Genomic DNA, 26264 nt, shown 5'->3' on the forward strand with positions numbered 1-26264 from the left:
GCATGGAAATGGCCAAGGTTCTCGTGGTCACGTCGGGCAAGGGCGGTGTCGGGAAGACAACCTCGACGGCAGCGCTCGGCGCGGCGCTCGCCCAGACGGGCAAGAAGGTCGCCGTCGTCGATTTCGACGTCGGCCTGCGCAATCTCGATCTCATCATGGGCGCCGAGCGGCGGGTCGTTTACGACCTCATCAACGTGGTGCAAGGCGACGCCAAGCTCAGCCAGGCGTTGATCCGCGACAAGCGGCTCGAAAACCTTCACCTGCTGCCGGCGTCGCAGACCCGCGACAAGGACGCCCTGACCGAAGAGGGTGTCGAGCGCGTCATCGGCGAGCTCAAGGCCGAGTTCGACTGGATCGTCTGCGACAGCCCGGCCGGCATCGAGCGCGGCGCCACGCTCGCCATGCGCTTCGCCGACGTCGCGGTGATCGTGACCAATCCCGAGGTCTCCTCGGTGCGCGATTCGGACCGCATCATCGGCCTGCTCGACGCCAAGACGAAGAAGGCCGAGGACGGTGGCCGCGTCGAAAAGCACCTCCTCGTCACCCGCTACGACCGTGCCCGCGCCGAGCGCGGCGAGATGCTGAAGACCGACGACGTCATCGAGATCCTCTCGGTGCCGCTGCTCGGCGTCATCCCGGAGAGCGAAGAGGTCCTCAAGGCCTCCAACCTCGGCACGCCGGTGACGATCCTGAGCCCGCTCAGCGCGCCGGGCCGTGCCTATACCGACGCCGCCCGCCGCCTGATCGGCGACGTGGTGCCGATGACCATCCCGGCCGAGCGCCGTGGCCTGATGACCAAGCTGTTCGGCCGGAGGGCGGCATGACGATCTTCGGTTTCCTTCGCAAGCGGGAGACCGCGTCCGCCGTCGCGCGTGATCGCCTGCAGATCCTGCTCTCCCACGAGCGCGGCATCGACGGCGACCCGAACCTGATCCTCGCGCTGCGCGAGGAGATCCTGCGGGCGATCGGCAAGCACGTCGACATCGCGCCGGACAAAGTGCGCATCTCGATGCGCCGGGGCGACCCGGTCTCGACCCTCGAGGTCGAGGTCGACGTGCCCTCCGCCGGCGCCTTCCGCAAGGCGGCCTGAGCCGCCGAGCGGCCTTGTGTCCCTCTCGGGGTCTGGCAGGACTCGAGGACTGATTAAAAAGGCCGGCTCCGCGTCTCGCGCGGGCCGGCCTTTTCGTTTCGTGCGGCGGTGGGCTCAGCGGATGCCGGCGTCGATCAGCGGGATCAGCGGCTCGATCGTCTTCGGCGTCACGACGCCGGCGCCGGTGTTGAGGCTGAGGCCGGGCATCTTGTACTTCGCCGTCAGCACGCATTGCAGGACCGGCACGAAGCCCTGCAGGTAGAGAAGCTGGTCGAGCGTCACCGAAACATAGCCGGACTTGAGGCCGTCGATGGTGGCGGGCGCGAGGTCGATGCCGCCGACGGTGACCTCGCCGGGCTTCTTGCCGGCCTTCTTGAGCACGTCCTGCAGGATGCCCGTCACGCCGCCGTGCTGGGTGCCGATCGCCTTCAGGTTCGGATGGCTCTGCACATAGGCGGCGAGCACCGGCACCGCGAGGGAGGGATCGGAATTGGCCTCTTGGGTGATTTCGAGCCGATCGACCTTGAGGCCCGCCTTCTCCAACGTATCGGCAAGGCCCTTCTCCGATTGGCCGCGCTCGGCCTGGGAGAACACGCCGTAGACCATCGCCTCGTCGCCGGATTTGAGACCGCCGGCCGAGATCATGTTCTCCGCGGTCAGCACGCCGCCCTGATAGAGTTCGACGCCCGCATAGCCGAAGCCCTTCGGGCCGTAGGTCTGTTGTAGCGAGGTCAGCGGCGAGTTGCCGTCGGTCACCACGATGCCCTGATCGACCGCCTGCTTGACGAGGTCGGCGAAGGCGTCGGCGCCCGGGTGTCCCATGATGACGATACAGCTCGGCCGCGCGGCGAGCGCTTCCTTGAACTGGGAGATCATCGTCTCGGGCGCCCAGGCCGAGAACTGGGCATTGAGCTGATCGACGCCGAGCGCCTTGGCGGCGGCCGAAGCGCCGGTCTGGCGGGCGAGGGTGGCGCCGTCGCCGGCATTGCCGCCCATCTGCATATAGATGGTGACGCCCTTGCCGGGCGCCTCGTCGGCGGCCTGCGCGGTGCCGGCGAGGGCGAGCGTGGCGACGCCCGCCATGAACAGCTTCGAAAGCGGAAGCTTCGAACGCGACATGGTGTTTCCTCCCGAATAATGGTTCCGCCGCGCGCCTCGTGCCGGGCGCGTCGCCGGTCTCATCCGGCCGCGCCGCGGCCGAATCCCGTCATGGCTCTGAAGCGGGCGGCGACGGCCGCCCGCCGGTGCGGCTCGTCGACGTAGAGGTAGAAGACGATGGCCGCGAGGAAGACGAGGCCCTGGATGGTGCGCACCCAGGCGCCGGTGAGGCCCGTGGCGACGAGCCCCGCCTCGATCATCCCGATGATGAAGCAGCCGAACACGGTGCCGACGATGGTCGCCCGCCCGCCGAAGATCGAGGTGCCGCCGATGAGCACGGAGGCGATGGCGGTGAGCAGATAACCCTGCCCCTGATTGCCGAAATAGTTCTTGTTCTCGAGGGTGAGGAAGATCGCCGCGACCGCCGCGAGCCCGCCCATCAGGGTGAAGATGCGGATCTTCTCCTTGGCGACGTCGATGCCGACGACCCGCGACACCGCATTCGAATCGCCGATGAAGAGAACGTGCTCGCCGAAGCGGTGGCGGTTCAGGATGAACCAGAGGATGACGCCGATCGCCGCCGTCCACAGCGCCTGGACCGAGACCTCGTTGATCCAGCCGACCGCGTCGGGCGCGCCCGAGAGGCGGCCGACGAGGACGTGCCAGACGCTTGTCTCCTCGGCGCCGCGCAGGGCGTAGGACTTGCCGCCCGACAGCACGGTCGCCATGCCCGACCAGAAGAACTGGGTGGCGAGCGTGGCGATGAAGGAGGGGATGCCGACGCGGGCGACGAGGAGACCGTTGACGAGGCCGACCACGAGCCCACTTCCGAGCGCCGCGGCGACGGCGATCCAGCCGAGACCGTAATCCTTGAACAGGATGGCGAAGACGAAGCCCGAGAAGGCGATGATCGAGGGGAAGCAGAGGTCGATCTCACCGGCGCCGATCACGAAGGTGAGGCCGATCGCGAGGAGCACCAGCGGCGGCAGGGTGGAGAGGAAGGTGGTGTAGATATAGGGGGCGAGGAAGACCTGCGGCGCCGTGTACATGAAGAGGGCGAGCAGCAGCACGAACACGACAATGATCGGCAGGCCTTCGACGCGGGCGAGGAACGGGGCACGGAGCTTGCGCATCGTCGCGCGGCCTCACTTCTTGTGCTGCAGGGCGACGAGGAATTCGGTGAGTTCCGGCACCGTCATGGTGCGTGGATCGATCTCGGCGACGACGGCGCCGCGGTCGAGCACCACCAGCCGGTCGGCGACCTCGTGCACGTGGGCGAGGTTGTGCTCGATGTAGACGCAGGCGCGGCCCGAGCTCTTGATGAGGCGGACGAAGTCGAGAACCTTGCGCACCTCGGAGACCGCGAGCGCCACGGTTGGCTCGTCGAGCACGATCAAGTCGGCGTTGAAGTGCATCGCGCGGCCGATGGCGATGCCCTGGCGCTCGCCGCCCGACAATTGCGACACCGTCGAATCGACCGAGATGCCGACGCCGCGGAAGCCGATCGAGCCGAGCAGCATATCCTCGGCGATCTGCCGTTCCCGCTTGATATCGATGAAGCCGAAGCGGTTGGTGATCTGCCGGCCGACGAAGAAATTGCGCCAGAGCGGCTGCTTCTCGGCAAGCGACTTGTCCTGATAGACGGTCTCGATGGCGAGTTCGTGGGCCATGCGGACCGAGTAGTCGCCGAGCGAAATCTCGCGGTCGCGCACGAAGATGCGGCCGGCGGTCGGCTTCAGGACGCCGGTCATGACCTTGATGAGGGTCGATTTGCCGGCGCCGTTGTCGCCGATCAGCCCGACGATCTCATTGCGGCCGATCGCGAGGTCGATGTCCTTGAGGCCCTGGATCGGGCCGAAATATTTCTGAACGCCCTCGAGCCGGACGATATGCCGGAACTCGCCGGCAGGCTCGCGCGCCCGCGCGGTCGCCTGGGTCGCGGTCATCGCGCGCGCCCTCCCCTGCGGACGGCCCCGGCGCGTGCCGGTCCGCCCTTCCTCCCTCGCCCACTTTGCGGAGCCGTGCGGCCTTCGGCCGTCTCGATCGCGGCACTTTCGCGCCGCCGAGGGAAGCTAGAACGGGCGGGAATAACCGTCCAATGCGCTTTTTCGGCGGACCGATATCGCAATCGTTATGAGAGTGGCGGATGCAGGGCGCGCGCCAAGGTCGTCGTCAGGCCGCGCGCAGGCCTTCGCCGGCGGCCAGCGGGCCGACCGGGATGAGCGTCTCGACGTCGGCGTCGAGGCGGCGGCCGGTCGGGACCACGCGGCCGGCGGCGCGGTCGAGTGCACCCGGCTGGAGTTCCAGCGCGAGGAAGCGCCGCCGCTCGGTCGGGCCGGGCATGGAAAGGATCTCGGTCTTCTCGCCCGAGAAGCCGAAGCGCACATAATATTCGGGATCGCCGACGAGGAGCACGGCGCCGTGGCCGGCGATCGCCGCCCGGTTGAGGGCGCGCCGCATCAGGACGGAGCCGAGCCCGGCGCCTTGCAGTTCCGGCGCCACCGCGAGCGGGCCGAGCAGCAGGGCGGGACGGCCGCCGGCGGAGACGTGCCACAGCCGCACAGTGCCCACGAGGGCGCCGGTCGCGGCATCTTCGGCGATCAGGGACAGCCCATCGGCCGCCAGGCGGCCGGCGCGGATGCGCTCGGACGATTTCAGGAAGCGGGTCGGACCGAAAACGCGGTCGAGCAGGGCTTCCCGGGCGCCGACGTCGGTCGGCGCCTCCTCGCGAAGGGTGATCATGGAGGCGAGCCTTTCGGCGTGGAGCGCGTGAACTCCGCGGCGGGCGAACCCTTCGCGATCACGCGCATGTCACCAATGGCGGATGAGCGAGGCGAATCTGGGACCAGAACCGGCCGGCAACAGGGAAGAAGCCAGGCGGTTCGGCGTCAGATCACGTAGGCCTTGAGCGGCGGGAAGCCGTTGAAGGCGACCGCCGAATAGGTCGTGGTGTAGGCCCCGGTGCCTTCGATCAGGACCTCGTCGCCGATCTCCAGCGAGAGCGGCAGCGCGTAGGGGGTCTTCTCGTAGAGCACGTCGGCGGAATCGCAGGTCGGGCCGGCGATGATGCAGGGCGCGGTCTCGTCGTCGCCGCGCAGGGTGCGGATCGGATAGCGGATCGCCTCGTCCATGGTCTCGGCGAGGCCGCCGAACTTGCCGATGTCGAGATAGACCCAGCGCACGTCGTCGCCGGCCTGCTTGCGCGAGATGAGGACCACTTCGGCCTTGATCACGCCGGCGCTGCCGACCATGCCGCGGCCCGGCTCGATGATCGTCTCGGGCAGGCGGTTGCCGAAATGGCGGTGCACCGAATCGAGGATCGCGCGGCCGTAGGAGGGCACGCCCGGCACGTCCTTGAGATATTTGGCCGGGAAGCCGCCGCCGAGATTGACCATGCGCAGCGTGACGCCGCGCTCGGCCAGTTCGCGGAACAGCTTGGCGGCCGAGGCGAGCGCGCCGTCCCAGGCGCCGGTGTTGCCCTGCTGGGAACCGACGTGGAACGATACGCCATAGGCGTCGAGGCCGACACGGTGGGCGTGCTCGAGCACGTCGACCGCCATCTCCGGCTCGCAGCCGAACTTGCGGGAAAGCGGCCACTCGGCGCCGGCGCCGTCGCACAGGATGCGGCAGAACACGCGGGTGCCCGGCGCGGCGCGCGCGATCTTCTCGACCTCCGCCTCGCAATCGACCGAGAACATGTTGATGCCGAGGGCGAAGGCGCGCGCGACGTCGCGTTCCTTCTTGATGGTGTTGCCGAACGAGATGCGGTCCGGCGTTGCACCGGCCTCGAGCGCCATCTCGATCTCCTGGACCGAGGCGCAATCGAAGCACGAGCCGAGCTCGGCGAGCGCCTTCAGCACCTCCGGCGCCGGATTGGCCTTCACCGCATAGAAGACGCGGGTGTCGGGCATGGCGCGGCGGAAGGCGAGGAAATTGTCGCGCACGACGTCGAGATCGACCACGAGGCAGGGGCCCTCGGGACGTCGGGTGCGGAGGAAGTCGGCAATGCGGTCCGTCATCGGGGGCATCTCCCAAACAAGACGGTTGAACCGGATTCGGTCGATACGTTCCCCTGCGGGCGCCGCGGTGGAGACGGAGCCCGTTCAGATGATCGACCGATCGCCGGCCTCCTTGGGAGACCGACGCGCGAAAAGCGCCGAAGCGTCGCCAGTGAACCCGCCCACGCGAACGCGGCGAGATTCATGGGATGCATACGATTGGACTGGGAAGGTCCCGGTCCGCACGCGGCAAGGAAGTAGTCGCCTCTTCAGTAACGCCGACCTTTGGAGGGGCCGACAGAGACCAAAAAAGCCCGCTACGTCGTTGCTTCAAGTCGCGTCCGCCGACCGAGCGTCGGCTTAGACCCGGTTTATTCCGGTCACCGGTCTGCCCAGGCCGGGGTTTCCGACCTGACCGGCACGCGACCACAGGCACGTGCGAAATTGGGCAAGGCGGATGTAGGGCCATTGGCCCCCCCGCACAAGACGAAAATTGCGGGCCTCCGCGAAATTCTATGGCTCCGCCAACGGCTTCTTATGCCGGCTTAACGTCCCGTTGCGTCGCCCCAATTCGGCAAAGGACCGGAATGGCGGCGCTTTTTCTCGTCCGCTGCCGCCGGGTCGCGCCGGCAGCGCGTTCCGCCATGTCCCGCGGGGAGGGCAGCCATGCACAAGCCTCAAGATAGGGGTGGGCGGCAGGAGGGCATTCGGTGATCCGCGGGGAGTGAACCCAGCGCCGCGGCGCCGGCGGACGCTGATTCGAGGCGGCTCCGGTGTGCCGCCGCGCTCCGCCTCCCGTCGCGCGGCATGGCCCCAAATCGAACGATGCCTCCCGGTGAACAATCAGCCTTGCCTTGGCTGCGGCGTTCACCCAAACATCGCGCATGGACACTCTGACCCGCATGCAGGCTTTCGTGAACGTGGCGGAGGCCGGCGGCTATTCCGCCGCCGCGCGCAAGCTCGGCCGCTCCAAGGCGCTTCTGTCGAAATATGTCCGCGAGCTCGAGGACGAGCTCGGGGTGCGCCTCCTCAACCGCACCACCCGACAGCTCTCGTTGACCGAGGCCGGCAAGGTCTATCTGCGCGAGGCGGGCGAGATCCTCCAGCGCATCGACGATCTCGAGGCGCTGATCCACGACACCCATCACGAGCCGCGCGGCTTGCTCCGGGTCGCGGCGCCGCGCACCCTGTCGGACGGCCCGCTCGGCGAGGCCTTCGCCGAGTTCGTGCTGCGCGAACCGCTGATCTCCCTCGATCTGCGCCTCGAGGACCGCTTCGTCGATCTCGTCGAGGAAGGCATCGACGTGGCCGTCCGGGTGACGGCGATGACCGATTCGAGCCTGATCGCCCGCAAGCTCTCGGGCTTCCGCATCACCACGGTGGCGCGGCCCGATGTCATCGCCGCCCACGGCGCACCGACCCATCCCGATGAGCTCACCGAGCGCGCCTGCATCGTCGACACCAACGCCCGCCAGCGTTCGAACTGGGTCTACCGCATCGACGGCGAACGCCGCTCGGTCACCGTGCGTGGCCGCCTCGAGGTCAACAGTCCGAACGTGTGCCGGCTCGCGGCCCTGCGCGGCCTCGGCTTCGCGCGCGTACCTTATCCCTTGGTGAGCGAGGATCTGGAGGTCGGCCGGCTCGTCTCGGTGCTCGAGAGCTTCGAGACGACGGAATCGGGCATCTACGCCGTCTATCCGCACCGCCGGCATCTCTCCGGCAAGGTGCGCGCCTTCGTCGATTTTCTGGTCGAATGGTTCGCCCACAGCGAGTGCGATCCGGAGTGACGGCGCACGCGCCCCGGGCCTTGCTTTCGCCACGCTACGAAGCGACAAGCGGCGCGACCCTGACCCTTTGAGCGGTCGCGCCGACCCGAGCCGCGGAGCCCGAATGCCTGCAATTCGGCACCTGTCTGCGCTTTGGAGCGCTGTCTCGAGCGCCCTGCGCGTGCCGGCGAACGCGGTGTTCGGCGTCCTCGCCGTCGCCCTTGTCGCCCTCGTCGTCAGCCCACGACCCGCCGCCGCCCATCCGCACGTCTTCGTCGAGGCGCGCGAGGAGATGGTGTTCGATTCCCACGGCAACATCACCGCGATCCGGCACGTCTGGCGGTTCGACGACAGCTTCTCAGCCTTCGCCACCCAAGGGCTCGACAAGAACGGCGATGGCATTCTCTCGACCGAAGAGCTCGCCCCGCTCGCCAAGGTCAACGTCGATTCCCTGGGCGAATATCGCTATTTCACCTTCCTCAGCATCGGCAACGGCAAGCCGGTCAAGTTCGCTGCGCCGACGGAATATTGGCTCGACGGCACCAACGGCATCCTGACGCTGTTCTATACGCTGCCGCTGCGCGAGCCGATCGATCCGGCCGGCAAGACGATCCGCCTCGACGTCTACGATCCGGAATATTTCGTCGACTTCACCCTGACCGACAAAGACCCGTTCGCGCTGGTGCCGGCGCGGGCCGGGGCCGGCACGCCGGCGGGCGTGGTGCCGAAGGGGTGCACCACGTCGGTGAAGCGGCCGGATCAGCTCGATCCGATGACCGCGACGACCCTCTCCCTGATCCCGGCCGATCAGCGGGAGCTGCCGCCGAACCTGCGCGCGGTGACCGAGCAGCTCGCCAACATCATGACGGTGAAGTGTCCGGAGAAGCCGGCCGTGGTCGCGCCGGTCGCCGCCGCCTCGGACCCGGCGCCGCGCAGCGTCGGCGCGAGCCCGTTCGGGGTCGGCCTGATGGAATCCGGCGGGCCGCCGATCGGCTTCCTCGCCGTGATCGCCGCCTGGCAGCAATCCTTCTACCACCAGCTCACCGCGGCCGTGCGCGCGATGAAGACCGACGGCACCGCGATCTGGGTCCTGATGGCGGTCTCCGTCGCCTACGGCATCTTTCACGCCGCCGGCCCGGGCCACGGCAAGGCGGTGATCTCGGCCTATCTGGTCTCGAACCGCGGCACCGCCCGCAAGGCGATCGTGCTGTCGTTTCTCTCCGCGCTCGTCCAGTCGACGGTCGCGATCCTCATCGTCACGATCGGCGCGGTGATCCTGCGGGTGACGAGCTTCGGCATGACGGCGGCGGCGGAATGGGTCGAGATCGCGTCCTATGCGGCGGTGACCCTGCTCGGCGTCACCCTCGTCTGGCGCAAGATCGTCCGCCCGCTCGCGGCGAGCTCGATCGGCCGCCTGCGCCGGCCCCGTCCTGCGACGCTCGGCTTCGGTGCGGCCCGCTTCGCTCCGCTCGCGGCGGCGGGGCCGACCGGCGGGCTGAAGTTCCAGAGCGCGGCCCCGGCGCCGCGTGCGGCCGGCAGCGCCCTGTCGGGCCCGTCTGGCTCGATGAAATTGCGCCTGCACGGCGATGCGCTTCCCGAAGATCATGTCCACGGCGCCGATTGCGGCTGCGGCGGCGTGGTCAATCCGGCCGACCTCGCGCCGGGCTGGCGCTCGGCCGCGGGCGCAGTGCTGTCGGCGGGCCTCCGGCCCTGCACGGGCGCCCTCATCGTGCTCGTGTTCACCCTGGCGCAGGGCGTCTACAGCGCCGGCGTCGCCGCGACCTATGCGATGGGGGTCGGCACCGGCGCCACGGTCAGCGCGCTCGCCCTCCTCGCGGTCGGCGCACGCGGCCTCGCCATGCGCATCGCCGCCTTCGACAGCCGCGCCGGACTCGTGCTCAACCGGGCCGTCGAAGCGGGCGGTGCGCTTGTCGTGCTCGCCTTCGGCGCGATCCTGCTCTCGGCCTCGCTGCTGCCGCACCTCGCCTGACCGGCGCCGCATCGGGGCCGCACGCCTGCCCTGTTGCGTTCACGGCACTTGACGAACTCGTGAACAGATTCGCGGGTCCGCGTCATGCAAAAGCCGGAAGTGTATCCTACAGCAACATTTGTCAGGCGGGCGTCCTCTCCGCACGCCTACGGCAGCGCCGCCGGGGGAAAACGGCACGGCGAGGCATTCGAGCGAATTCCGGCCGCGGGAAGACCTGCGGTCTCCGAGAATTCGCTGCGAGATTCGACCCTGCGAGCCTATTCTGGTCGCCCGGACCGCGCGAGGTCCGGGAGCCTTGCGCTCGTGATCTGCCCGCTCAAAGCTTCGGAGACCCGATGAGCCGTTTGGGGACGCTTGTCGCGACAGCCCTTGTCGTGATCGCCGCGGGTGGCGGCTATTATTATTACACCCACCAGACGGCGGCCGACGCCGGCAAGGCGCCTGCCGCGCACAAGGAACGCGCGGTCGCGGTCGAGGTCGCGAAGGCCACCCGCCAGCCGATGCCGGTCAATCTCGACGCCGTCGGCACCGTCGTCCCGATCTCCACGGTCTCGATCTATTCCCAGGTCGACGGCATCATCACGGCCGTCCATTTCCAGGACGGCACCGAGGTGAAGGAGGGCGACATCCTCTATTCCCTCGACGATCAGACGGTGCGCGGCCAGATCGCCCAGGCTGAAGCCAATCTTCGGCAATATCAGGCGCAGGAGACCTACGCGTCGAAGGAAGAGGAGCGCTTCAAGAACCTCGCCGAGCAGAAATTCTCGAGCGAGGCGAGCCTCGATCAATATGTCTCCCAGGCCGCGGTCGCCGGCGCCCAGGTCGCGGCGGCGAAGGCCGCCATCCAAATTCTTCAGGTCGATCTCGACCATCATACCATTCGGGCGCCGTTCTCCGGGCGGATCGGCATCTCCAACGCCCATGTCGGCACCGTGGTGAAGGCGGACGATACGTCGTCTCCCCTCGTCACCCTCAACCAGATGCGCCCGATCGACGTCTCCGTGCCGATCCCGCAGCGCCATCTGCAGGCGCTGCGCGCCGCCGTGCTGGCGGGCCCGGTCGCCGTCTCCGCCCAGCCGGTCGGCGAGACCGCAGCCGAAACGGGCAAGGTCTCGACCCTCGACAACACCGTCGACACGGCGACCGGCACGATCGGCGTGCGGGCGCGGTTCGACAATCCGGACGAGAAGCTCTGGCCGGGTCGCACCGTCGGCGTGAAGATCGCGCTCGAGGTGCAGAACGACGCGGTGACGGTGCCCGCCGAGGCGGTCCAGACCGGCCGCACCGGGCCGTATGTCTTCGTCGTCTCCGAGGGCAAGGCGAAGGTCCAGCCGGTCACCGTCGCCCGCGAGGTCAACGGCCTCGCCGTCATCGGCGACGGCCTTGCCGGCGGCGAGACGGTGGTCACCGTCGGCCAGCTCCGCCTCAACGACGGTATGCCCGTCGAAGTCCACCCGTCGACGCCGGTCGCCGGCGACGCCACACGCTCGGGGCCCGCCACATGAGGCTCTCCGAACTCTGCATCCGCCAGCCGATCGCGACCACGCTCCTGATGCTCGCGGTGGTGCTCGTCGGCATCGCCGGCTACCGCATGCTGCCGGTCGCCGCCCTGCCGGCGATCGATTTCCCGACCATCCAGGTCACCGCCTCGCTGCCCGGCGCGAGCCCGGACGTGATGGCCGCCTCGGTCGCCACGCCGCTCGAGCAGCAGCTCTCGGCGATCCCGGGCGTCACCTCGATCACCTCGTCCTCGACGCTCGGCTCCAGCCAGATCGTGCTGCAATTCGAGCTCGACCGCTCGATCGACGCCGCCGCGCTCGACGTGCAATCGGCGATCTCGGTCGCGCAGCGCTCGCTGCCGAAGCAGATGACGACGCCGCCGTCGTTCCGGAAGGTCGATCCATCGGCGCAGCCGGTGGTGCTCCTCGCGCTCACGTCCGACCTCATCACCCCCCAGGCCCTCGACGAATATGGCGAGGTGCTGATCGGCCAGCAGCTCTCCTCGCTGCCGGGCGTCGCCCAGGTCACCGTCTACGGCGCCAAGAAATATGCGGTGCGCATCGTCGTCGATCCGGGCGACCTCGCCGCCACCGGCCTCGCCGCCACCGACGTCGCGAACGCGGTCGCGAACCAGACCACGCCGACGCCCCTCGGCAGCCTGATCAGCGGCAAGAGCCAGCAGACCCTCGTCATCGACGGGCTGAAGCCCGACGCGACCGCGTTCCGCCGCATGGTGATCGCCGAGCGCCAGGGCGTTCCGATCCGCCTCGACGACATCGCCAAGGTCGAGAATGGCGTCGAGAACGATCAGACCGGAAGCTGGTTCAACGGCAAGCCGGCCATCGTGGTGGCGATCCAGCGCGAGCCCGGCGCCAACACCGTCGCGGTGGTCGACGCCGTGAAGTCGATGCTGCCGATCTTCCGCGCCGAACTGCCGCCCTCGGTCAACGTCTCGGTCGTCAACGACGCCTCGGTCTCGATCCGCCAGTCGGTCGCCGACGTGCAGTTCTCGCTCGGCCTCGCGGTCGCGCTCGTGGTGATGGTGATCTTCATCTTCCTGCGCTCGTTCCGCGCCACCCTGATCCCGACCCTCGCGCTGCCGGCCTCGATCGTCGGCACCTTCGCCGGCATGTACGTGCTCGGCTATTCCCTCGACAACCTGTCGCTGATGGCGCTGACCCTCTCGGTCGGCTTCGTCGTCGACGACGCCATCGTGATGCTCGAGAACATCGTGCGCCACGTCGAGATGGGGAAGACGCCGCACCAGGCCGCGATCGACGGCTCGAAGGAGATCGGCTTCACCATCCTGTCGATCACCATGTCGCTCGTCGCGGTGTTCATCCCCGTGCTGTTCATGGGCGGCATCGTCGGGCGGCTGTTCCACGAGTTCGCGGTGACGATCTCGATCGCCATCCTGGCCTCGGGCTTCGTGTCGCTCACCTTGTCGCCGATGCTGTGTGCGCGGCTCCTGAAGCCGCACCGCGAGGGCGAGGGGCACGACGCGAAGCCGCGTTCGCTCCTCTTCCGCATCAGCGAGGGCGCCTTCGACGGGATGCTCGCCGGTTACCGCCGCACCCTCGACTGGGTTCTCGCCCACCAGACCATCGCCCTCATCGGCACCGTCGCGACGTTCGCGGTGACGGCGTGGCTGTTCGTCATCGTGCCGAAGGGTTTCTTCCCGATCGAGGATACCGGCCTCATCTCGGCGAACACCCAGACCGCCCAGGGCTCGTCCTTCGAGGCGACTGCCGCGATCCAGGGCAAGCTCGCCGCCCTGGTGCAGAAGGATCCCGACGTCGCCTACGTCACCTCGACGGTCGGCGGCGGTGCCACCAGCGACTCGACCCAAGGGCGGATGTTCATCGCCCTGAAGCCGCTGGAGACGGGCCGGCCGAGCTCGAACGACATCTCGGCCCGGCTGCGCCGCCTGCAGAACAAGGTGCCCGGCATCATCGCGACCTTCCAGCCGGTGCAGACGCTCAACGTCGCCGGCCGCACCCCGAAGGCGTCCTATCAATATACCCTGCGCAGCGCCGATACCGACACGCTCTACGATTACGCGCCGAGGCTCCAGGCGGCGATGCGGCAGATCCCGATCCTGTCCGACGTCACCACGGACCTCCAGATCAGCCAGCCACAGATCCGCCTCCATGTCGACGGCGAGCTCGCCGGACGCATGGGCGTCACGGATTCGGCGATCCGCAACACGCTCTACGATCTGTTCGGCGAATCCCAGATCTCGACGCTCTACACCGCGACCGACGATTTCTGGATCATGATGGAGACGGCGCCGGGCGTGCAGAAGGACGCGAGCGGCCTCGATTCCATCTTCGTGCGCTCGACCACCGGCGCCCTCGTGCCGCTCTCCTCGGTTGCGACCGCCGAGCGCATCGTCGGCCCGCAGAGCGTCAACCACCAGAACGAACAGCCGAGCGTGACGCTGTTCTTCAACGTCCAGCCGGGCGCCTCGCTCGGCGACGCGGTGGATGCCATCGAGAAGGCCGAGCACGACCTGCGCCGGCCGGCCACCATCAGCGCCGGCTTCTCGGGCACCGCGCAGGTGTTCCAGGAATCCCTCGGCAATCAGGGCATGCTGATCGCCGCCGCGATGCTGACGATCTATGTCGTGCTCGGCGTGCTCTACGAGAGCTTCGTGCATCCGATCACGATCCTCGTCGGCCTGCCGTCGGCCGCCGTCGGCGCGCTCCTCGCCTTGATGCTGTTCCACATGGACCTGTCGGTGATCGCGATCATCGGCATCGTCATGCTGATCGGCATCGTGAAGAAGAACGCGATCCTGATCGTCGATTTCGCGCTTCAGCGACGGCGGGAGGGGGCGACCGCGATGGAGGCCATCCGCGAGGCGTGCCTGATGCGGTTCCGCCCGATCATCATGACGACGTTCGCGGCCTTGTTCGGCACGCTGCCGATCGCCCTCGGCATCGGCGCCGGCGCGTCGCTGCGCCAGCCGCTCGGCATCGCGGTGGTCGGCGGCCTGCTCCTGTCGCAGATCATCACGCTCTACACGACGCCGGTCGTCTATCTCCTGTTCGAGCGGATCGGCGACCGGGTGCGGCGCAAGAAGGCGGTGGCGGCGGAGGGGGGCGAGGCGGCTCAGGATCTCGAACTGGCGACCCGGCGGTAGGCGCCGAGCCGCGAGCGGACCCGGCTCAGCACCGTGCCGGGCCGCACCGGCCCGGTCTCGTCGGGCGGCAGGCGCAGGCCGGCGACCCGGACTTCGGACTCCACCACCTTGCGGGCCACCAGACGCGCCTCGCCGATGGCGATCTCGTCGCCCTGTTCCGGACTGTCGTCGAAGCGGCGGGCGAACACTTGCGTCACGGTGGTCTCGGCGTCCTCGCCGGCGATCGGCAGGTCGTAGAGCGCGCCGAGGGCGCCGAGCATGACGTCCCCCCGCAATTGGAACTCGCTCACCGTCGCCGCCTCGCGCAGCGAGGTCTCGCCGAGCGGGCGGAACAGCCGGTCGAGCTCGGGGACCCGGGCGGTCGGCGCGATGAAATAGAGATAATCGCTCGGCTCGATCCGAACGGCCTCGACCGGATTGAGGATTTCGCTGCCGCGGATGACGAGGATGAGCTTCGCCCAGGCCGGCAGCACGGCGGCGTGGGCGGCCGGGCTTTCGGCGAGGAGCGGATAACCCACCATTTCCTGTTCGCTCTGCCCCGGCAGGTCGAGTTCGACCCGCGAGACCGGCCGGGTCGGCCGCTTCAGGGCGATGTCGAGCCGGCGCGCCGCGGTGGTGATGGTCCAGCCCTGGACGATGAGCGAGACGAGCACGACGACGAAGGCGATGTTGAAATAGACGGCGGCGTTGGGCACCCCGGCGAGCGTCGGCACCGCCGCGAGGAAGATCGACACCGCGCCGCGCAGGCCGACCCACGAGACGAACAGCTTCTCCCGTCGCGAGAAGCCGAACGGGGTGAGGCAGAGCCACACCGCGAGCGGCCGGCCGAACACGATGAGGAACGCCGCGACGCCGAGCGCCGGCACGAGCACCTCGATCAGTCGCCCCGGTGAGACGAGCAGGCCGAGCACGAGGAACATCACGATCTGGCACAGCCAGGTCGCGGCGTCGTGGAAGCTCAAGACCGCCGGGAAGGCGCGCACCGGCCGGTTCCCGACCACGAGGCCGGCGAGATAGACGGCGAGGAAACCGCTGCCGTGGAGGTTCGCCGACACGCCGTAGATCAGCACCGCCATGGTGACGACGAACGGCGGATGGAGGCCCGACGGCAGGTCGAGCTTGTTGAGGCACCAGGCGATGGTGAGGCCGCCGCCGACGCCGATCGCGCCGCCGATCGCGGCCTGAGTGGCGAGGTCGCCCAGCAGCGTCCAACTGAGCGGCGAGTCGCCCGACAGCACGGCCTGGGTGAGGAAGAGGACGAGGAAGAGGGCGATCGGATCGTTGGTGCCGGATTCGATTTCGAGCGTGGCGCCGACCCGTCGCTTGAGCTGCATGCCGCCGGCGCGGAGCAGGAAGAACACCGCGGCGGCATCCGTCGAGGCGATGGTGGCGCCGACGAGGAGCCCCTGGAGCAGCGACAATTTCAGAAGGTAGACGGCGACGAGGCCGGTGAGACCTGTGGTCACCAGCACGCCTACCGTCGCGAGCAACACCGCCGGACGGAAGGCGCCGCGCGCCGCGCGCACCCGTGTCCGCAGGCCGCCGTCGAACAGGATGATGGCGAGCGAGACCGAGCCGATCAGATAGGTGAGCTGATAATCCCCGAAGGCGAGGCCGCCCGGTCCGTCCTCGCCGACGAGCATCCCGATGACGAGGAAGACGAGCAGCAGGGGGGCGCCGAACCGCGTCGCGACCAGGCTCGACAGGATGCCGATCGCGATCAGCAGCGCGCCGAACATGAGCACGGTATCGACGAAGCCGATGCTCGCCATCGTTCCGAACCGCCTGGGTTGTGGGGTGAAGGAGCCGGCAGGCCGGCTGCGTCGCGAAAGAATAGCCGCCGCGATGCGCCGCGGCCAAGCGCTTTCCACGCACCGCAGCCCCGCGTGGCGGCGTGGCGCACCGAAGGGCAACGCGCGAGGGCCGAAAAGGACGAGGCGGACGGACGGCTGCCGGATCAGCCCGGCGCGCGGTCGAGCGGCAGCTTCACGGCGGCGATCGCGGGATCGTCCGCGGAGGCGTGGATCTCGAAGCCCAGGCTCTCGCACATCGCGAGCATGGTGCGGTTCTCGCGCAGCACCTCGCCCTCGATGAAATCGAGCCCGTCCGCCTTGGCATAATCGATCATCAGCCGCATCAGCGCCCAACCGATGCCGTGGCCCTTGAGCTCCGAGCGCACCAGCACGCCGTATTCCGCCGAGCGATGGTCGGGATCGGCATGGAGGTGGACGACGCCGAGAATCTCCCCGGTCGCCGCGTCGATCGCCGCGAAGGCCATCGCCCGGGCATAATCGAGCTGGGTCAGGCGGGCGAGGAAGGCGTGGCTGAATTCCTTGACCGGTGCGAAGAAGCGCAGCCGCAGGTCTTCCGCCGTGATGGATTCGACGAAGCGGCGATAAGCCGGCTCATCGTCGGGGCGGACCGGCCGGGCCAGCACCACTTCGCCGTCCTTGAGCGACAGACGGCGCTCCCATTCGCCGGGATAGGGGCGGATGGCGAGCCGCGGATGGCCGAGGCGACCGGCGCGCGGTCCCGCCGGAGCGATGCGCACCCGGGCGCCGAGCGCAATCAGGCCGTCGGCGTCGGCGAGCACCGGATTGAGATCGACGTCGCGCACCGCCGGCAGGTCGACCGCCATCTGCGACAGCCGCACGAGGAGGAGGGCGACGTCGTCCGGGCTCGCGCCGACCGTGCCACCCCCGGAACCGCTTCCGGTGCCGAGCCGTCGCGCCACCCTCGTGCGCCCAACGAGACGGCGGGCCAAGGCGCGGTCGAGCGGGACGAGTTCCACCGCGGCGTCGGCGATCACCTCGACCGCCGTTCCCCCGCGGCCGATCACCACCGAGGGGCCGAACACCGGATCGTCGGCGATGCCGGCGAGGAGCGGCACCGCATGCCGCCGCTCGATGAGGGGCTGAACCAGGAGCCCGTCCACCGCCGGGCCCTTCGATTGGGCGAGCATCTCCGTAGCGGCGGCGAGCACCGTCTCCTCGCTCGCGAGCGCGAGGCGCACGCCGCCGGCGGCATCCTTGGAGGGGAGCGACGGCGCCTCGACCTTGAGCACCACGCGGCCACCCGCGGCGAGGATCGGCCGCGCCGCCCTCACCGCGCCGTCGGCATCGGACGCCAGCACGGAATGGACGTGGGGAATGCCGTAGGCCGAGAGGAGATGGCCGATGCCGTCGGGCGACAACCAGCCGCGTCCTTCCGCGAGCTCCGCCGCGATCGCCGCGCGGGCGCGCTCGGGGTCGGTGGTGAAGTCCGACGGCAGGCTCGGCGGCGTCTCCGTCATGTGCTGCTGCGCCTCGGCGTAGCGCACCACGTTGAAGAAGCTCCGGGCCGCCTCGCCGGGCGCATCGCGGACGAGCACGCGGGCGGTGCCGAGCCGATCGCGGGTCGCGGTGTCGAGGCCGGCGATCGCCGCGAGCACCGGCTTGCGGCCGAACGTGCGGCCCTGGGCGTCGGCGGCCGTGGCGACCGCCCCGGCGATCTCGTCGGGGCCGGTCATGATCGAGGGCGCCGCGACGGCAAGCAGGCCGTCGACGTGCGGGTCGGCGAGCACGGCGGAGATCGCCGCGCCGAACGCCGCGCCGTCCGCCTCGTCCGGCAGCACGACGGGGTTCGCATCGCTCTCGGCGCAGGCGGCGAGCGCCGCCCGCGTCGGATCGCCGAGCACCGCGAGATTGCCGCCGAGGAGGTCGTAGCGGTCCGTCGCGAGCGCGGCGAGGCTGCGGCCGTTGGCGACCACAGCGAGCCGGCCGCCGGGCACCGAGCGCAGCCGGCTGACGCTCTCGGCGGCGTCGAACATCTCGTCGAGATCGCGCACGGTGAGGCAGCCGGCGCGCATCAAGGCGGCCTCGTAGACGGCGTCCGCATGGGCGAGGCGCGCCGAATAGGTGATCCCGGTGCGCCGCCGCGCCCGGCTCTCGCCCGAGCGCAGCATGATGACGGGCTTCGAGCGCGCCGCGGCGCGGGCGGCGGAGAGGAATTTGCGCGGCGACGACACCGCTTCGAGGTGGACCAGAATGGCGCGGGTGCGCAGGTCCGCGGCGAACCAGTCGAGCAGGTCGCTGACGTCGACGTCCATCTTTTCGCCGAGCGAGACGGCGGCCGAGAAGCCGATGCCGCCGCGGCGCACCGCGAGCGCGATGGTGGCGTTGAGAATCGAGCCGGAGCGGGACACCACCGCGAGGTCGCCCGGCGGCACGGGATGGGCGGCGAGCGAGACGTCGAGCCCGAGCGCGGGCAGCGCGAGCCCGCGGCTGCCGGGGCCGAGCAGGCGCAGGCGGTGGCTGCGCGAGGCGACCAGCGTCGCGGCGCGCACGGCCGCCTCGTAGACGGGCGGCGCCGGCGGCATCACCACGACCGCGCGCACGCCGAGAGGGCAGACCCGGCGCACGAGTTGCGGCAGGCCCATGGTGTCGCCCAGTGCAACGACGAGATCGACGCCGGCGAGGTTTTCGAAGGGGACGGCGGGCAGACCGCCGGAGTCCTCGGGGGGCAGGTCGACCGTGACCGCGCGGCCGGCGAAGGCGCCGTGAGCGATCTTCTCGGCGAGCTTGCCGGCGACGCCCGGCGGCAGGGCGGACGGCCCGATGAGGGCGATCCGGCGGGGCCGCAGCAGGGCATCGAGATTGCGGATCGTCATCGGCGTCCGGTCTCCCCCTCAAGGGCGACCGCACGGACCTCCGGCGAACCGCGCCGCCCGGGTCGAACCGGGGGCCGGCTCAGTGCGCCATGAGGACCGGAACGGTCATCGCCTTCATCATGCCACGGGTCGGTCCACCGAGGATGAACTCGCGCAGCGGACTGTGAGCATAGGCGCCCATCACGACGAGATCGGCGCCGCACGTCGACACATGATCGAGAACTGTTGCGGGGATCGAGCGGTCGCCGCGGCTGAGGCGCTGCACCACCACCTCGAAACCGTGGCGGGCGAGGTGGAGCGCGATGTCGGAGCCGGGATCGCCCGGCAGATAGCGCTCGCCGTCGATCACCGCGACGTGGATTTCCTCGGCGAAGGTGAGCACCGGCAGGGCGGCGCGCACCGCGCGGGCGGCGGGCAGGCCACCGTCCCAAGCGATCACCACCCGCTTCAGGTGGAAGCCCTTGTCGAAGTGGCGCGGCACGATGAGGACCGGCGCGCCGGCTTCCATCATCAAGGTCTCGATGACGGCCTCGCGCGACGGCTCCAAGGCCGCCGGATCGTCCTGGCCGACGATGGCGAGGTCGGTGAGGCGGCCGTGGGCGACCAGCCCCGACCCTTCGCCCTCGATCAGCGAGAAGGTGGCACCCTCGGTGCGCACACGCAGACCGGTCGAGAGCCCGTCGAAGGCGGCGAGGGCATCCCGCGCCCGGTCCTCGGCGTCGATGCGGGCATCTTCGACGAGTTCGACGGGGATCGGGCCACCGACATAAGCGGGGGCGATGTAGTCGCTGACCGGCGCGAGCCCGGTCACATGGGCACCGCAGCGCTCCCCGAGTTCGAGCGCGACGCGCACCGCGTTTCGGGCGCCCTCGAGATCGACGATGGTCAGGATGTCCTTGATCTGCATCGCAACGTCTCCTCGATCGCGCGTGATACCGGCCCCAATCCGGCGCCCGCGTTTCTCGCAGCCGCGTCCGGAGGCGTCAATGGGGACGCGGGGGCGAATGTCGATGCGGGCGGGTCGCTCAGCCGTGGCCCCACCCCGGCGCTCCGCGCCACCCCTCCCCCTGGCAGGGAGGGGTTAAGAACGGCGAGAAAAGTGCGTCTATTACAGTGTCTTAGCGGGGAGGTCGCCGCTCGGTCCCTCCCCAGTTGGGGGAGGGACAGGTCGCCGAAGGCGACCAGGGTGGGGCCGGCGCCGTGAGGCGCCGCGCGTCCGGGCGAGACCTATCCGTCTCGCCCCCTCAGAACAGATCGCCCTGGCCGCTCCCGCTGCGGGCGGGGCCACGGGGCTTGCGGGGGGCGGCAGGGGCCGTCGGTTCCGGCGGCAGCGGGGCACCGTCGCCCGCCGTCGCGGCGATGCGACCGTCAGCGAACTCGATCGCGAGCCGCATCCCGGGGCTGATCGCTGCGGCGCTGTGGAGCGGCTGATCGGCCCCGTCGCGGACGATCGCGTAACCGCGCCGGAGCACGCTGCGATAATTGAGGCCGTCGAACAATTTGGCGGCGAGGTCGAGGCCGTGGCGACGGCGGCGCGTCGTCTCGGCGAAGGCGCGGCCGAGGCGTCCGGCGGCAACCTCGAGCCGGCGCCGGCCGTCCTCTTGGCCGCGGGCGAGGCGTTCCGGCGACAGGCGGCGGGCGAGCGCCTCGAAATCCGCCCGCTTGCGGCCGACCGCCCGCTCGAGCGCCGCCTCGGTGCGGCGCCCCGCGCCGTCGAGCCGGGTGCGCTTGTCTTCGAGGGCGCGGATGAGGCTGCGCAGCGACAGGCGGGCGGCGGCGCGCTCGTAGCGGGCGCGGTGCTGGTGGCCGGCGGCGGCCAGCGCATGGGCGAGGCGCGCCGAGGCGAGGTCGAGCCGCTGGCGGGCCGGGGCGACGAGATCGCGCGGCTGCGGCAGCGCGCGGGCCGAGGCGCGCAATTGGGTGCGCCGGCCGTCGAGATAGCGCGCGAGGGCGGCGGCGAGGCGGCGTGCGCCCGAATCGACGGCCGCGATGAGGTCCGCCCGCACCGGCACGGCCATTTCGGCGGCGCCCGTCGGGGTCGGCGCGCGGCGGTCGGCGGCGTGGTCGATCAGCGTCCAGTCGGTCTCGTGGCCGACGGCGGAGATCAGCGGGATCTCGGACGCCGCCGCGGCCCGCACCACGATCTCCTCGTTGAAGCTCCAGAGATCTTCGAGCGAGCCGCCGCCGCGCGCGACGATGAGGAGGTCCGGCCGCGGAATCGGTCCGCCCGGGGCGAGCGCATTGAAGCCGCGGATCGCCGCCTCGACCTCACGGGCCGAAGTGTCGCCTTGGACGCGCACGGGCCAGACCAGGACGTGAACGGGGAAACGGTCGGCGAGGCGGTGCAGGATGTCGCGGATCACCGCGCCGGTCGGCGAGGTGACGACGCCGATCACCGTCGGCAGAAAGGGCAGCGGCCGCTTGCGCCCCTCGTCGAACAGGCCTTCGGCGGCGAGCTCGCGGCGGCGCTTTTCCAGGAGTGCCATCAGGGCGCCGACGCCTGCCGGCTCCAGGCTGTCGATGACGATCTGGTATTTGGAACCGCCCGGGAACGTCGTCAGGCGGCCGACCGCGACCACCTCCATGCCCTCCTCGGGGCGGAAGCGGAGGCGCTGGAACTGGCCGCGCCAGATCACCGCCTCGATGCGCGACTTGTCGTCCTTGAGCGAGAAATAGGCGTGGCCGGAGGAATGCGGCCCGCGATAGCCGGAGATCTCGCCGCGCACCCGGACGTGGCCGAAGGCGTCCTCGATCGTCCGCTTCACCGAGAAGGCGATTTCGGAGACGGTGTATTCGCCGATGTTCGGGCGGGGCGCCTCGTCGGGAACGGGTGTGAACGCGTCGTCGAAATCGCTCAAGTCCGGCCTCCCTGCGGGGCCGCTCGCTCACCGTCGAGCCTGCCCGCGAATGTCCTCCCTATCGGGCACGAGGGGGCCGGGCAAGGGCCGGACGAAGAGGCTGTGCTCGCAGCGGCGAGCGGGCCGCGGCCGTGGTCAGGGCGGAGGCGCCTCGCCCGGCGGCGGGCCGCCCGGACCACCATCCGGGGGGCCGTCGGGAAGCTCGTCCGGCATGCGGTTGCCGCCGATGCCGATCTTGGCGCGGACGGAGGCCGGCATCGTCTTGACGATGTCGGTGAGATTGCGCTGTCCTTCGGCGATCATCGCCGACACCGCCGCGCGTTCGCCCGCGAACGCCGCCGCAAGGGCTGCTTCGTCGAGAGGGTCTGCCCGCATGATGGCGAAGGTCTTCTCCCGCGCCGCTTTCGCCGCGGCGAAGGCCGCGTGAATGCCCGAATCGGGCGCGCGCATCTCGACCAAGAGCCGCTCGCGGATCTCGGGCGGGAACGGCTTCAGGCCGAACGCCATCGGCGGGGGCGGCGGCCGATGTTCGCGCGTCATCAGGGCGCTCAGATAGCCGATCCCGACGAAGTTGAGGGCCAGGGAGGCGGCGAGCGCGACGAGGACGGCGAGCGCGGTGCGCCCCTTGAGGATCATAAAGATTCTCCGGGGTCGAACCCGAGCAAGGCGGTGGCGATGTCCTGGTTCGAGGTGTTCGCCGCGACCGACGTGCCCGTTTCGCCCGGCACCGGGGCGACATAGCCGAGGCCGAGCCCGACCATGGCGCAAAGCGTGAGCCCGGCGATGCTCGCGAGCGCAAAGCGCGGGGTCGCCCGCCAAATGTGCTCGCGGGCACGCTCGCGCCGGCGGTGGCGATCGTGAAGTCCGCTCACCACCAGCCCGATGGTGGCGGCGTCGAGCGGCTGGGGACGCGCCAGGGTTCCGATGAGGCCTTCGAGCCGGGCGGCCCGTTCGATGTCCTGACGCGCTGCGGGATCGCGGGCGGCGAGTGCCTCCGCTTGGGCGGCGAGCGCCGCCGGCCACCGGGCGAGGTCGCCGCCATTGCGGTCGAGGGCCGCCGCCAGGGTCGCGCAGTCGAAGCCGCCCGCGGGGCGGTCGGTCATCCGATCAGAGGACGATCCGTTGTGCATGATCATTTCCCCTTCGACGTCGTGGCGGGCGATCCCGCCTCGCGTTCGGCGAGGCGCGCCCGCAAGGTGCGGCGGGCCCGGACCAGCAATTGTTCCGCGCCGCCGACGCTGACGCCGAGGCTCTCGGCGATGTCGGCGGTGGAGCGGTCACCTTCCGCAGCGATCAGGATCGCCGCCCGCTGGCGCGGCGGCAAGTCCTTGATGTCGGCGAGCACAGAGGCGAGCGTCGCCCGCGCGCCGAGTTCGTCGTCCGCGGCGGCCGAGATATCGACGGCTTCGGCGGCATCTTCCAGCCCGACGAAACGCCGCAGCTTGCGGCGGCGGTCGAGATCGATGCAGCGGTTGACGGCGATGCGGGTGATCCAGCTCGAGACTTTGACGCCGCGCGCCTCGAATCGGCCGGCGACCCGCCAGATGGTCCAGAAGGTGTCCTGCACGACGTCGTCGACGTCCGCTTGGGCGGCGCTGTAACCGGACGCGAGCGCGCGGATGCGCGGCCCGTGGCGGCGCAGAAGCTCGGTCAGCGCCCGCTCATGGCCGGCAGCGATGTCGCGCACCAGGATGAGGTCCGGATCCTCGTCCGCCAACGCCACGCTACGCCGTTCTCCAGACTTGATCGCCGTCGTCGTCCGCCCCTTGCCCGGGACGGCTAGGAAATCGGTCGGCTCGTCGAGGACGAGGATCGCCGGAACCACCATGGCATGCTCCGCAAGACGCCGCACGAGCCGAAAACTGGGTCGATCGGCCCGTAGCTATCTCCTGTCGCGGCCGCGCCTGCCCGATCGTCCGCACGCTCCCCCCGGTTCGGCATCCGATCCGCGTGTCTCGGCGCACGCGGTCCACTTGCCGCTGTAACGCGGGCCCGCGGCCGGCCCTACGCCGTGCATCGCCGAATCGCGAGCGGTGGCTCACATTTGTCGGTTGCGCCCTCGGCGTCCTTGAGGCGATTGCGGGCTCGATGGTATTCGATGCCGAAAGCGCGCGCTGCGCGTGATTCATCAAGGCTGGGGAGCGACGCCGGATGACCGAGGACATGCCGCTTTGGACGCCGTCGCGGGAGCGTGTCGAGGAGGCGGCGCTCACCGCCTTCACCGCGTTGGCGCAAGAGCGGACCGGCCGCCTCTTCCCCGATTATGACGCGCTGCACGCCTGGTCCGTCGAGGACCCGGGCGCGTTCTGGGATCTCGTCTGGGATTATTGCGGGGTCGTGGGCGACAAGGGCGCGCAGCGGCTCGTCGACGGCGACAAGATGCCCGGTGCCCGCTTCTTTCCCGACGCAAAGCTCAATTTCGCGGAGAACCTGCTGCGCCGCTCCGACGACGGCGACGCGATCGTCTTCCGCGGCGAGGACAAGGTCGAGCGCCGGGTGAGCTGGCGTGACCTTGCCGAACTGGTGTCGCGCCTACAGCAGGCGCTGCGCACCGTCGGTGTTGGCGTCGGCGACCGCGTCGCCGGCATGCTGCCGAACCTGCCCGAGACGATCGCCGCGATGCTCGCCACCGCCTCGCTCGGCGCGACGTGGTCGTCGTGCTCGCCCGATTTCGGCGAGCGCGGCGTCCTCGACCGGTTCGGCCAGATCGAGCCGAAGGTTCTCTTCGTCGTGGACGGCTATTGGTATGCCGGCAAGCGCATCGAGGTGGAGCCGAAGCTCGGGCCTATCATCGCGCAATTGCCGACCGTGACCCAGGTCGTCGTCGTGCCCTATCTCGAGACGGCGGATCAGGTCGCCCAGCGGCTACCGAAGGCGAAGAGCCTCGATCTCTTCATCAAGCCCTATCACCACCGGCCGCTCGATTATGTGCGGGTCGGCTTCGGCCAGCCGCTCTACATCATGTTCTCGTCCGGCACGACGGGCGTGCCGAAGTGCATCGTCCATTGCGTTGGCGGGGTGCTGCTCCAGCTCCTCAAGGAGCACATCCTGCAGAGCGACGTGCGCTCCGGCGACCGCATCTTCTACTTCACCACGTGCGGCTGGATGATGTGGAACTGGCTCGTCGCCGGCCTCGCGGCGGAGGCGACGCTGCTCCTCTACGACGGCTCGCCGTTCCACCCCCATCCGGAAGTGCTGTTCGATTATGCCGACGCCGAGCGCATGACGCTGTTCGGCACCTCGGCGAAATATATCGATGCCTGCCAGAAGGCGGGGCTGACGCCGGCGACCACCCACGATCTCTCGACGCTGCGCCTGATGGCCTCGACCGGGTCGCCGCTCGCGCCGGAGAGCTTCGACTACGTCTACCGCGACATCGCCCGCGACATTCAGCTCGCCTCGATCTCCGGCGGCACCGACATCTGCTCCTGCTTCGTGCTCGGCGTGCCGACGCTGCCGGTCTGGCGCGGCGAGATCCAGCGCCCCGGTCTCGGCATGGCGATCGAGGTTTGGAACGACGAGGGCCGTCCGGTCCGCCAGGAAAAGGGCGAGCTCGTCTGCGTGAAGCCGGCGCCCTCGATGCCGATCGCCTTCTGGAACGATCCGGAGGGCAAGAAATATCACGCGGCCTATTTCGAGCGCTTTCCGAACGTGTGGTGCCATGGCGACTTCGCCGAGATCACCGAGCACGGCGGCGTCATCATCTACGGCCGCTCGGACGCCACCCTGAACCCGGGCGGGGTCCGGATCGGCACCGCGGAGATCTACGAGCAGGTGCAGCTCGTGCCGGAAGTGATCGAATCGCTCGCGATCGGGCAGACCTGGGACAACGACGTCCGCGTCGTCCTGTTCGTGCGGCTGCGCGAGGGCGTCACCCTCGACGAGGACCTCGAGAAGCGCATCCGGACCCAGGTCCGCACCGGCGCCTCGCCGCGCCACGTGCCGGCGAAGATCGTCCAGGTCGCGGACATCCCGCGCACCAAGTCCGGCAAGATCACCGAACTCGCCGTGCGCGACGTGGTGCACGGACGCGAAGTCAAGAACAGCGAAGCGCTCGCCAACCCGGAATCGCTGGCGCTCTTCCGCGACCTGCCGCAGCTCAGCGATTGAGGTCTGTTCCGTCGGTCCCGCCGACGCCGTCATCGCCCGGCTTGTCCGGGCGATCTCGTCG

Annotated in this window: 19 protein-coding genes; 7 read left to right on the forward strand and 12 right to left on the reverse strand. The window is 69.8% G+C overall.

Annotated elements, in window-relative coordinates; translation table 11 throughout:
* Positions 1–8: 8 nt before the first annotated feature.
* Both minD and minE read left to right on the forward strand, forming a co-directional pair.
* Positions 9–824 carry a septum site-determining protein MinD gene (gene minD / locus F0357_RS09995; RefSeq protein ID WP_153480556.1) on the forward strand — a complete coding sequence of 272 codons (816 nt, stop codon included), beginning with the start codon at positions 9–11 and terminating at the stop codon, positions 822–824.
* Positions 821–1090 carry a cell division topological specificity factor MinE gene (minE, locus tag F0357_RS10000; protein WP_153480560.1) on the forward strand — a complete coding sequence of 90 codons (270 nt, stop codon included), beginning with the start codon at positions 821–823 and terminating at the stop codon, positions 1088–1090. The genes minD and minE overlap by 4 nt, the downstream gene beginning before the upstream one ends.
* A 114-nt stretch (positions 1091–1204) precedes the next feature.
* Here minE and F0357_RS10005 read toward each other — a convergent pair whose 3' ends face one another.
* From F0357_RS10005 to F0357_RS10025, 5 genes are all read right to left on the reverse strand, one after another.
* On the reverse strand, positions 1205–2209 hold the full coding sequence (locus F0357_RS10005) for a substrate-binding domain-containing protein (RefSeq protein WP_153480562.1): 1005 nt from the start codon (positions 2207–2209) through the stop codon (positions 1205–1207).
* Between the two features lie 59 nt (positions 2210–2268).
* A complete protein-coding gene (locus tag F0357_RS10010) occupies positions 2269–3321 on the reverse strand; it encodes an ABC transporter permease (protein WP_153480564.1) in 1053 nt (350 codons plus the stop codon).
* 12 nt (positions 3322–3333) lie between these two features.
* Positions 3334–4134: an ATP-binding cassette domain-containing protein gene (locus tag F0357_RS10015; protein ID WP_153480567.1), complete on the reverse strand. Its 801-nt coding sequence runs from the start codon at positions 4132–4134 to the stop codon at positions 3334–3336.
* Positions 4135–4360: 226 nt separating this feature from the next.
* Positions 4361–4930 (reverse strand): GNAT family N-acetyltransferase, encoded by a 570-nt coding sequence (locus F0357_RS10020; protein ID WP_153480573.1) that lies wholly within the window; start codon positions 4928–4930, stop codon positions 4361–4363.
* Positions 4931–5076: 146 nt separating this feature from the next.
* Entirely contained in the window at positions 5077–6216 is a 1140-nt protein-coding gene (locus tag F0357_RS10025) for a type III PLP-dependent enzyme (RefSeq protein ID WP_376767796.1), read from the reverse strand.
* 854 nt (positions 6217–7070) lie between these two features.
* On the opposite strand from F0357_RS10025, the gene F0357_RS10030 reads away from it, so the two are divergent.
* The 4 genes from F0357_RS10030 (at position 7071) to F0357_RS10045 (ending at position 14587) form a co-directional block, all read left to right on the forward strand.
* Positions 7071–7973, forward strand: coding sequence for a LysR family transcriptional regulator (locus F0357_RS10030; RefSeq protein ID WP_153480580.1), 903 nt, complete (start codon positions 7071–7073; stop codon positions 7971–7973).
* Positions 7974–8076: 103 nt separating this feature from the next.
* A complete protein-coding gene (locus tag F0357_RS10035) occupies positions 8077–9942 on the forward strand; it encodes a HoxN/HupN/NixA family nickel/cobalt transporter (RefSeq protein ID WP_153480588.1) in 1866 nt (621 codons plus the stop codon).
* 335 nt (positions 9943–10277) lie between these two features.
* Positions 10278–11447: an efflux RND transporter periplasmic adaptor subunit gene (locus tag F0357_RS10040; protein WP_153480592.1), complete on the forward strand. Its 1170-nt coding sequence runs from the start codon at positions 10278–10280 to the stop codon at positions 11445–11447.
* Positions 11444–14587, forward strand: a complete 3144-nt coding sequence (locus tag F0357_RS10045; protein ID WP_153480599.1) for an efflux RND transporter permease subunit — start codon at positions 11444–11446, stop codon at positions 14585–14587. Before F0357_RS10040 ends, F0357_RS10045 begins: the two co-directional genes overlap by 4 nt.
* On the opposite strand, the gene F0357_RS10050 is transcribed toward F0357_RS10045, so the two are convergent.
* From F0357_RS10050 to F0357_RS10080, 7 genes are all read right to left on the reverse strand, one after another.
* Positions 14557–16359 carry a potassium/proton antiporter gene (locus F0357_RS10050; RefSeq protein WP_153480602.1) on the reverse strand — a complete coding sequence of 601 codons (1803 nt, stop codon included), beginning with the start codon at positions 16357–16359 and terminating at the stop codon, positions 14557–14559. The genes F0357_RS10045 and F0357_RS10050 overlap by 31 nt on opposite strands.
* Before the next feature lie 185 nt (positions 16360–16544).
* Positions 16545–19235 (reverse strand): bifunctional acetate--CoA ligase family protein/GNAT family N-acetyltransferase, encoded by a 2691-nt coding sequence (locus F0357_RS10055; protein WP_153480606.1) that lies wholly within the window; start codon positions 19233–19235, stop codon positions 16545–16547.
* Positions 19236–19314: 79 nt separating this feature from the next.
* A complete protein-coding gene (locus F0357_RS10060) occupies positions 19315–20142 on the reverse strand; it encodes a universal stress protein (protein WP_153480610.1) in 828 nt (275 codons plus the stop codon).
* A 337-nt stretch (positions 20143–20479) separates the two neighbouring features.
* Complete coding sequence (gene xseA, locus F0357_RS10065; RefSeq protein WP_153480617.1) at positions 20480–22093, reverse strand: exodeoxyribonuclease VII large subunit; 1614 nt, start codon at positions 22091–22093, stop codon at positions 20480–20482.
* Between the two features lie 135 nt (positions 22094–22228).
* On the reverse strand, positions 22229–22729 hold the full coding sequence (locus F0357_RS10070) for a periplasmic heavy metal sensor (protein ID WP_153480621.1): 501 nt from the start codon (positions 22727–22729) through the stop codon (positions 22229–22231).
* Positions 22726–23196, reverse strand: a complete 471-nt coding sequence (locus F0357_RS10075) for a hypothetical protein (protein ID WP_153480625.1) — start codon at positions 23194–23196, stop codon at positions 22726–22728. Before F0357_RS10075 ends, F0357_RS10070 begins: the two co-directional genes overlap by 4 nt.
* 29 nt (positions 23197–23225) lie before the next feature.
* Positions 23226–23921, reverse strand: coding sequence for an RNA polymerase sigma factor (locus tag F0357_RS10080; RefSeq protein WP_153480627.1), 696 nt, complete (start codon positions 23919–23921; stop codon positions 23226–23228).
* A gap of 323 nt (positions 23922–24244) precedes the next feature.
* Here F0357_RS10080 and F0357_RS10085 point away from each other — a divergent pair, with 323 nt between their 5' ends.
* Positions 24245–26203 (forward strand): acetoacetate--CoA ligase, encoded by a 1959-nt coding sequence (locus F0357_RS10085; RefSeq protein ID WP_153480631.1) that lies wholly within the window; start codon positions 24245–24247, stop codon positions 26201–26203.
* Positions 26204–26264 lie beyond the last annotated feature (61 nt).

The sequence above is a fragment of the Segnochrobactrum spirostomi genome, assembly GCF_009600605.1.
Taxonomy (GTDB): Bacteria; Pseudomonadota; Alphaproteobacteria; order Rhizobiales; family Segnochrobactraceae; genus Segnochrobactrum; species Segnochrobactrum spirostomi.

Excerpts from the sequence above, each read along its gene's own strand:
- F0357_RS10045 (WP_153480599.1), top strand. The coding sequence starts at position 11,444 with ATGAGGCTCTCCGAACTCTGCATCCGCCAGCCGATCGCGACCACGCTC.
- F0357_RS10020 (WP_153480573.1), bottom strand. The coding sequence starts at position 4,930 with ATGATCACCCTTCGCGAGGAGGCGCCGACCGACGTCGGCGCCCGGGAA.
- F0357_RS10025 (WP_376767796.1), bottom strand. The coding sequence starts at position 6,216 with ATGCCCCCGATGACGGACCGCATTGCCGACTTCCTCCGCACCCGACGT.
- F0357_RS10010 (WP_153480564.1), bottom strand. The coding sequence starts at position 3,321 with ATGCGCAAGCTCCGTGCCCCGTTCCTCGCCCGCGTCGAAGGCCTGCCG.
- F0357_RS10055 (WP_153480606.1), bottom strand. The coding sequence starts at position 19,235 with ATGACGATCCGCAATCTCGATGCCCTGCTGCGGCCCCGCCGGATCGCC.
- minE (WP_153480560.1), top strand. The coding sequence starts at position 821 with ATGACGATCTTCGGTTTCCTTCGCAAGCGGGAGACCGCGTCCGCCGTC.
- F0357_RS10015 (WP_153480567.1), bottom strand. The coding sequence starts at position 4,134 with ATGACCGCGACCCAGGCGACCGCGCGGGCGCGCGAGCCTGCCGGCGAG.
- F0357_RS10075 (WP_153480625.1), bottom strand. The coding sequence starts at position 23,196 with ATGACCGACCGCCCCGCGGGCGGCTTCGACTGCGCGACCCTGGCGGCG.
- F0357_RS10060 (WP_153480610.1), bottom strand. The coding sequence starts at position 20,142 with ATGCAGATCAAGGACATCCTGACCATCGTCGATCTCGAGGGCGCCCGA.
- F0357_RS10085 (WP_153480631.1), top strand. The coding sequence starts at position 24,245 with ATGACCGAGGACATGCCGCTTTGGACGCCGTCGCGGGAGCGTGTCGAG.
- F0357_RS10005 (WP_153480562.1), bottom strand. The coding sequence starts at position 2,209 with ATGTCGCGTTCGAAGCTTCCGCTTTCGAAGCTGTTCATGGCGGGCGTC.
- F0357_RS10040 (WP_153480592.1), top strand. The coding sequence starts at position 10,278 with ATGAGCCGTTTGGGGACGCTTGTCGCGACAGCCCTTGTCGTGATCGCC.
- F0357_RS10030 (WP_153480580.1), top strand. The coding sequence starts at position 7,071 with ATGGACACTCTGACCCGCATGCAGGCTTTCGTGAACGTGGCGGAGGCC.
- F0357_RS10035 (WP_153480588.1), top strand. The coding sequence starts at position 8,077 with ATGCCTGCAATTCGGCACCTGTCTGCGCTTTGGAGCGCTGTCTCGAGC.
- minD (WP_153480556.1), top strand. The coding sequence starts at position 9 with ATGGCCAAGGTTCTCGTGGTCACGTCGGGCAAGGGCGGTGTCGGGAAG.
- F0357_RS10050 (WP_153480602.1), bottom strand. The coding sequence starts at position 16,359 with ATGGCGAGCATCGGCTTCGTCGATACCGTGCTCATGTTCGGCGCGCTG.
- F0357_RS10070 (WP_153480621.1), bottom strand. The coding sequence starts at position 22,729 with ATGATCCTCAAGGGGCGCACCGCGCTCGCCGTCCTCGTCGCGCTCGCC.
- F0357_RS10080 (WP_153480627.1), bottom strand. The coding sequence starts at position 23,921 with ATGGTGGTTCCGGCGATCCTCGTCCTCGACGAGCCGACCGATTTCCTA.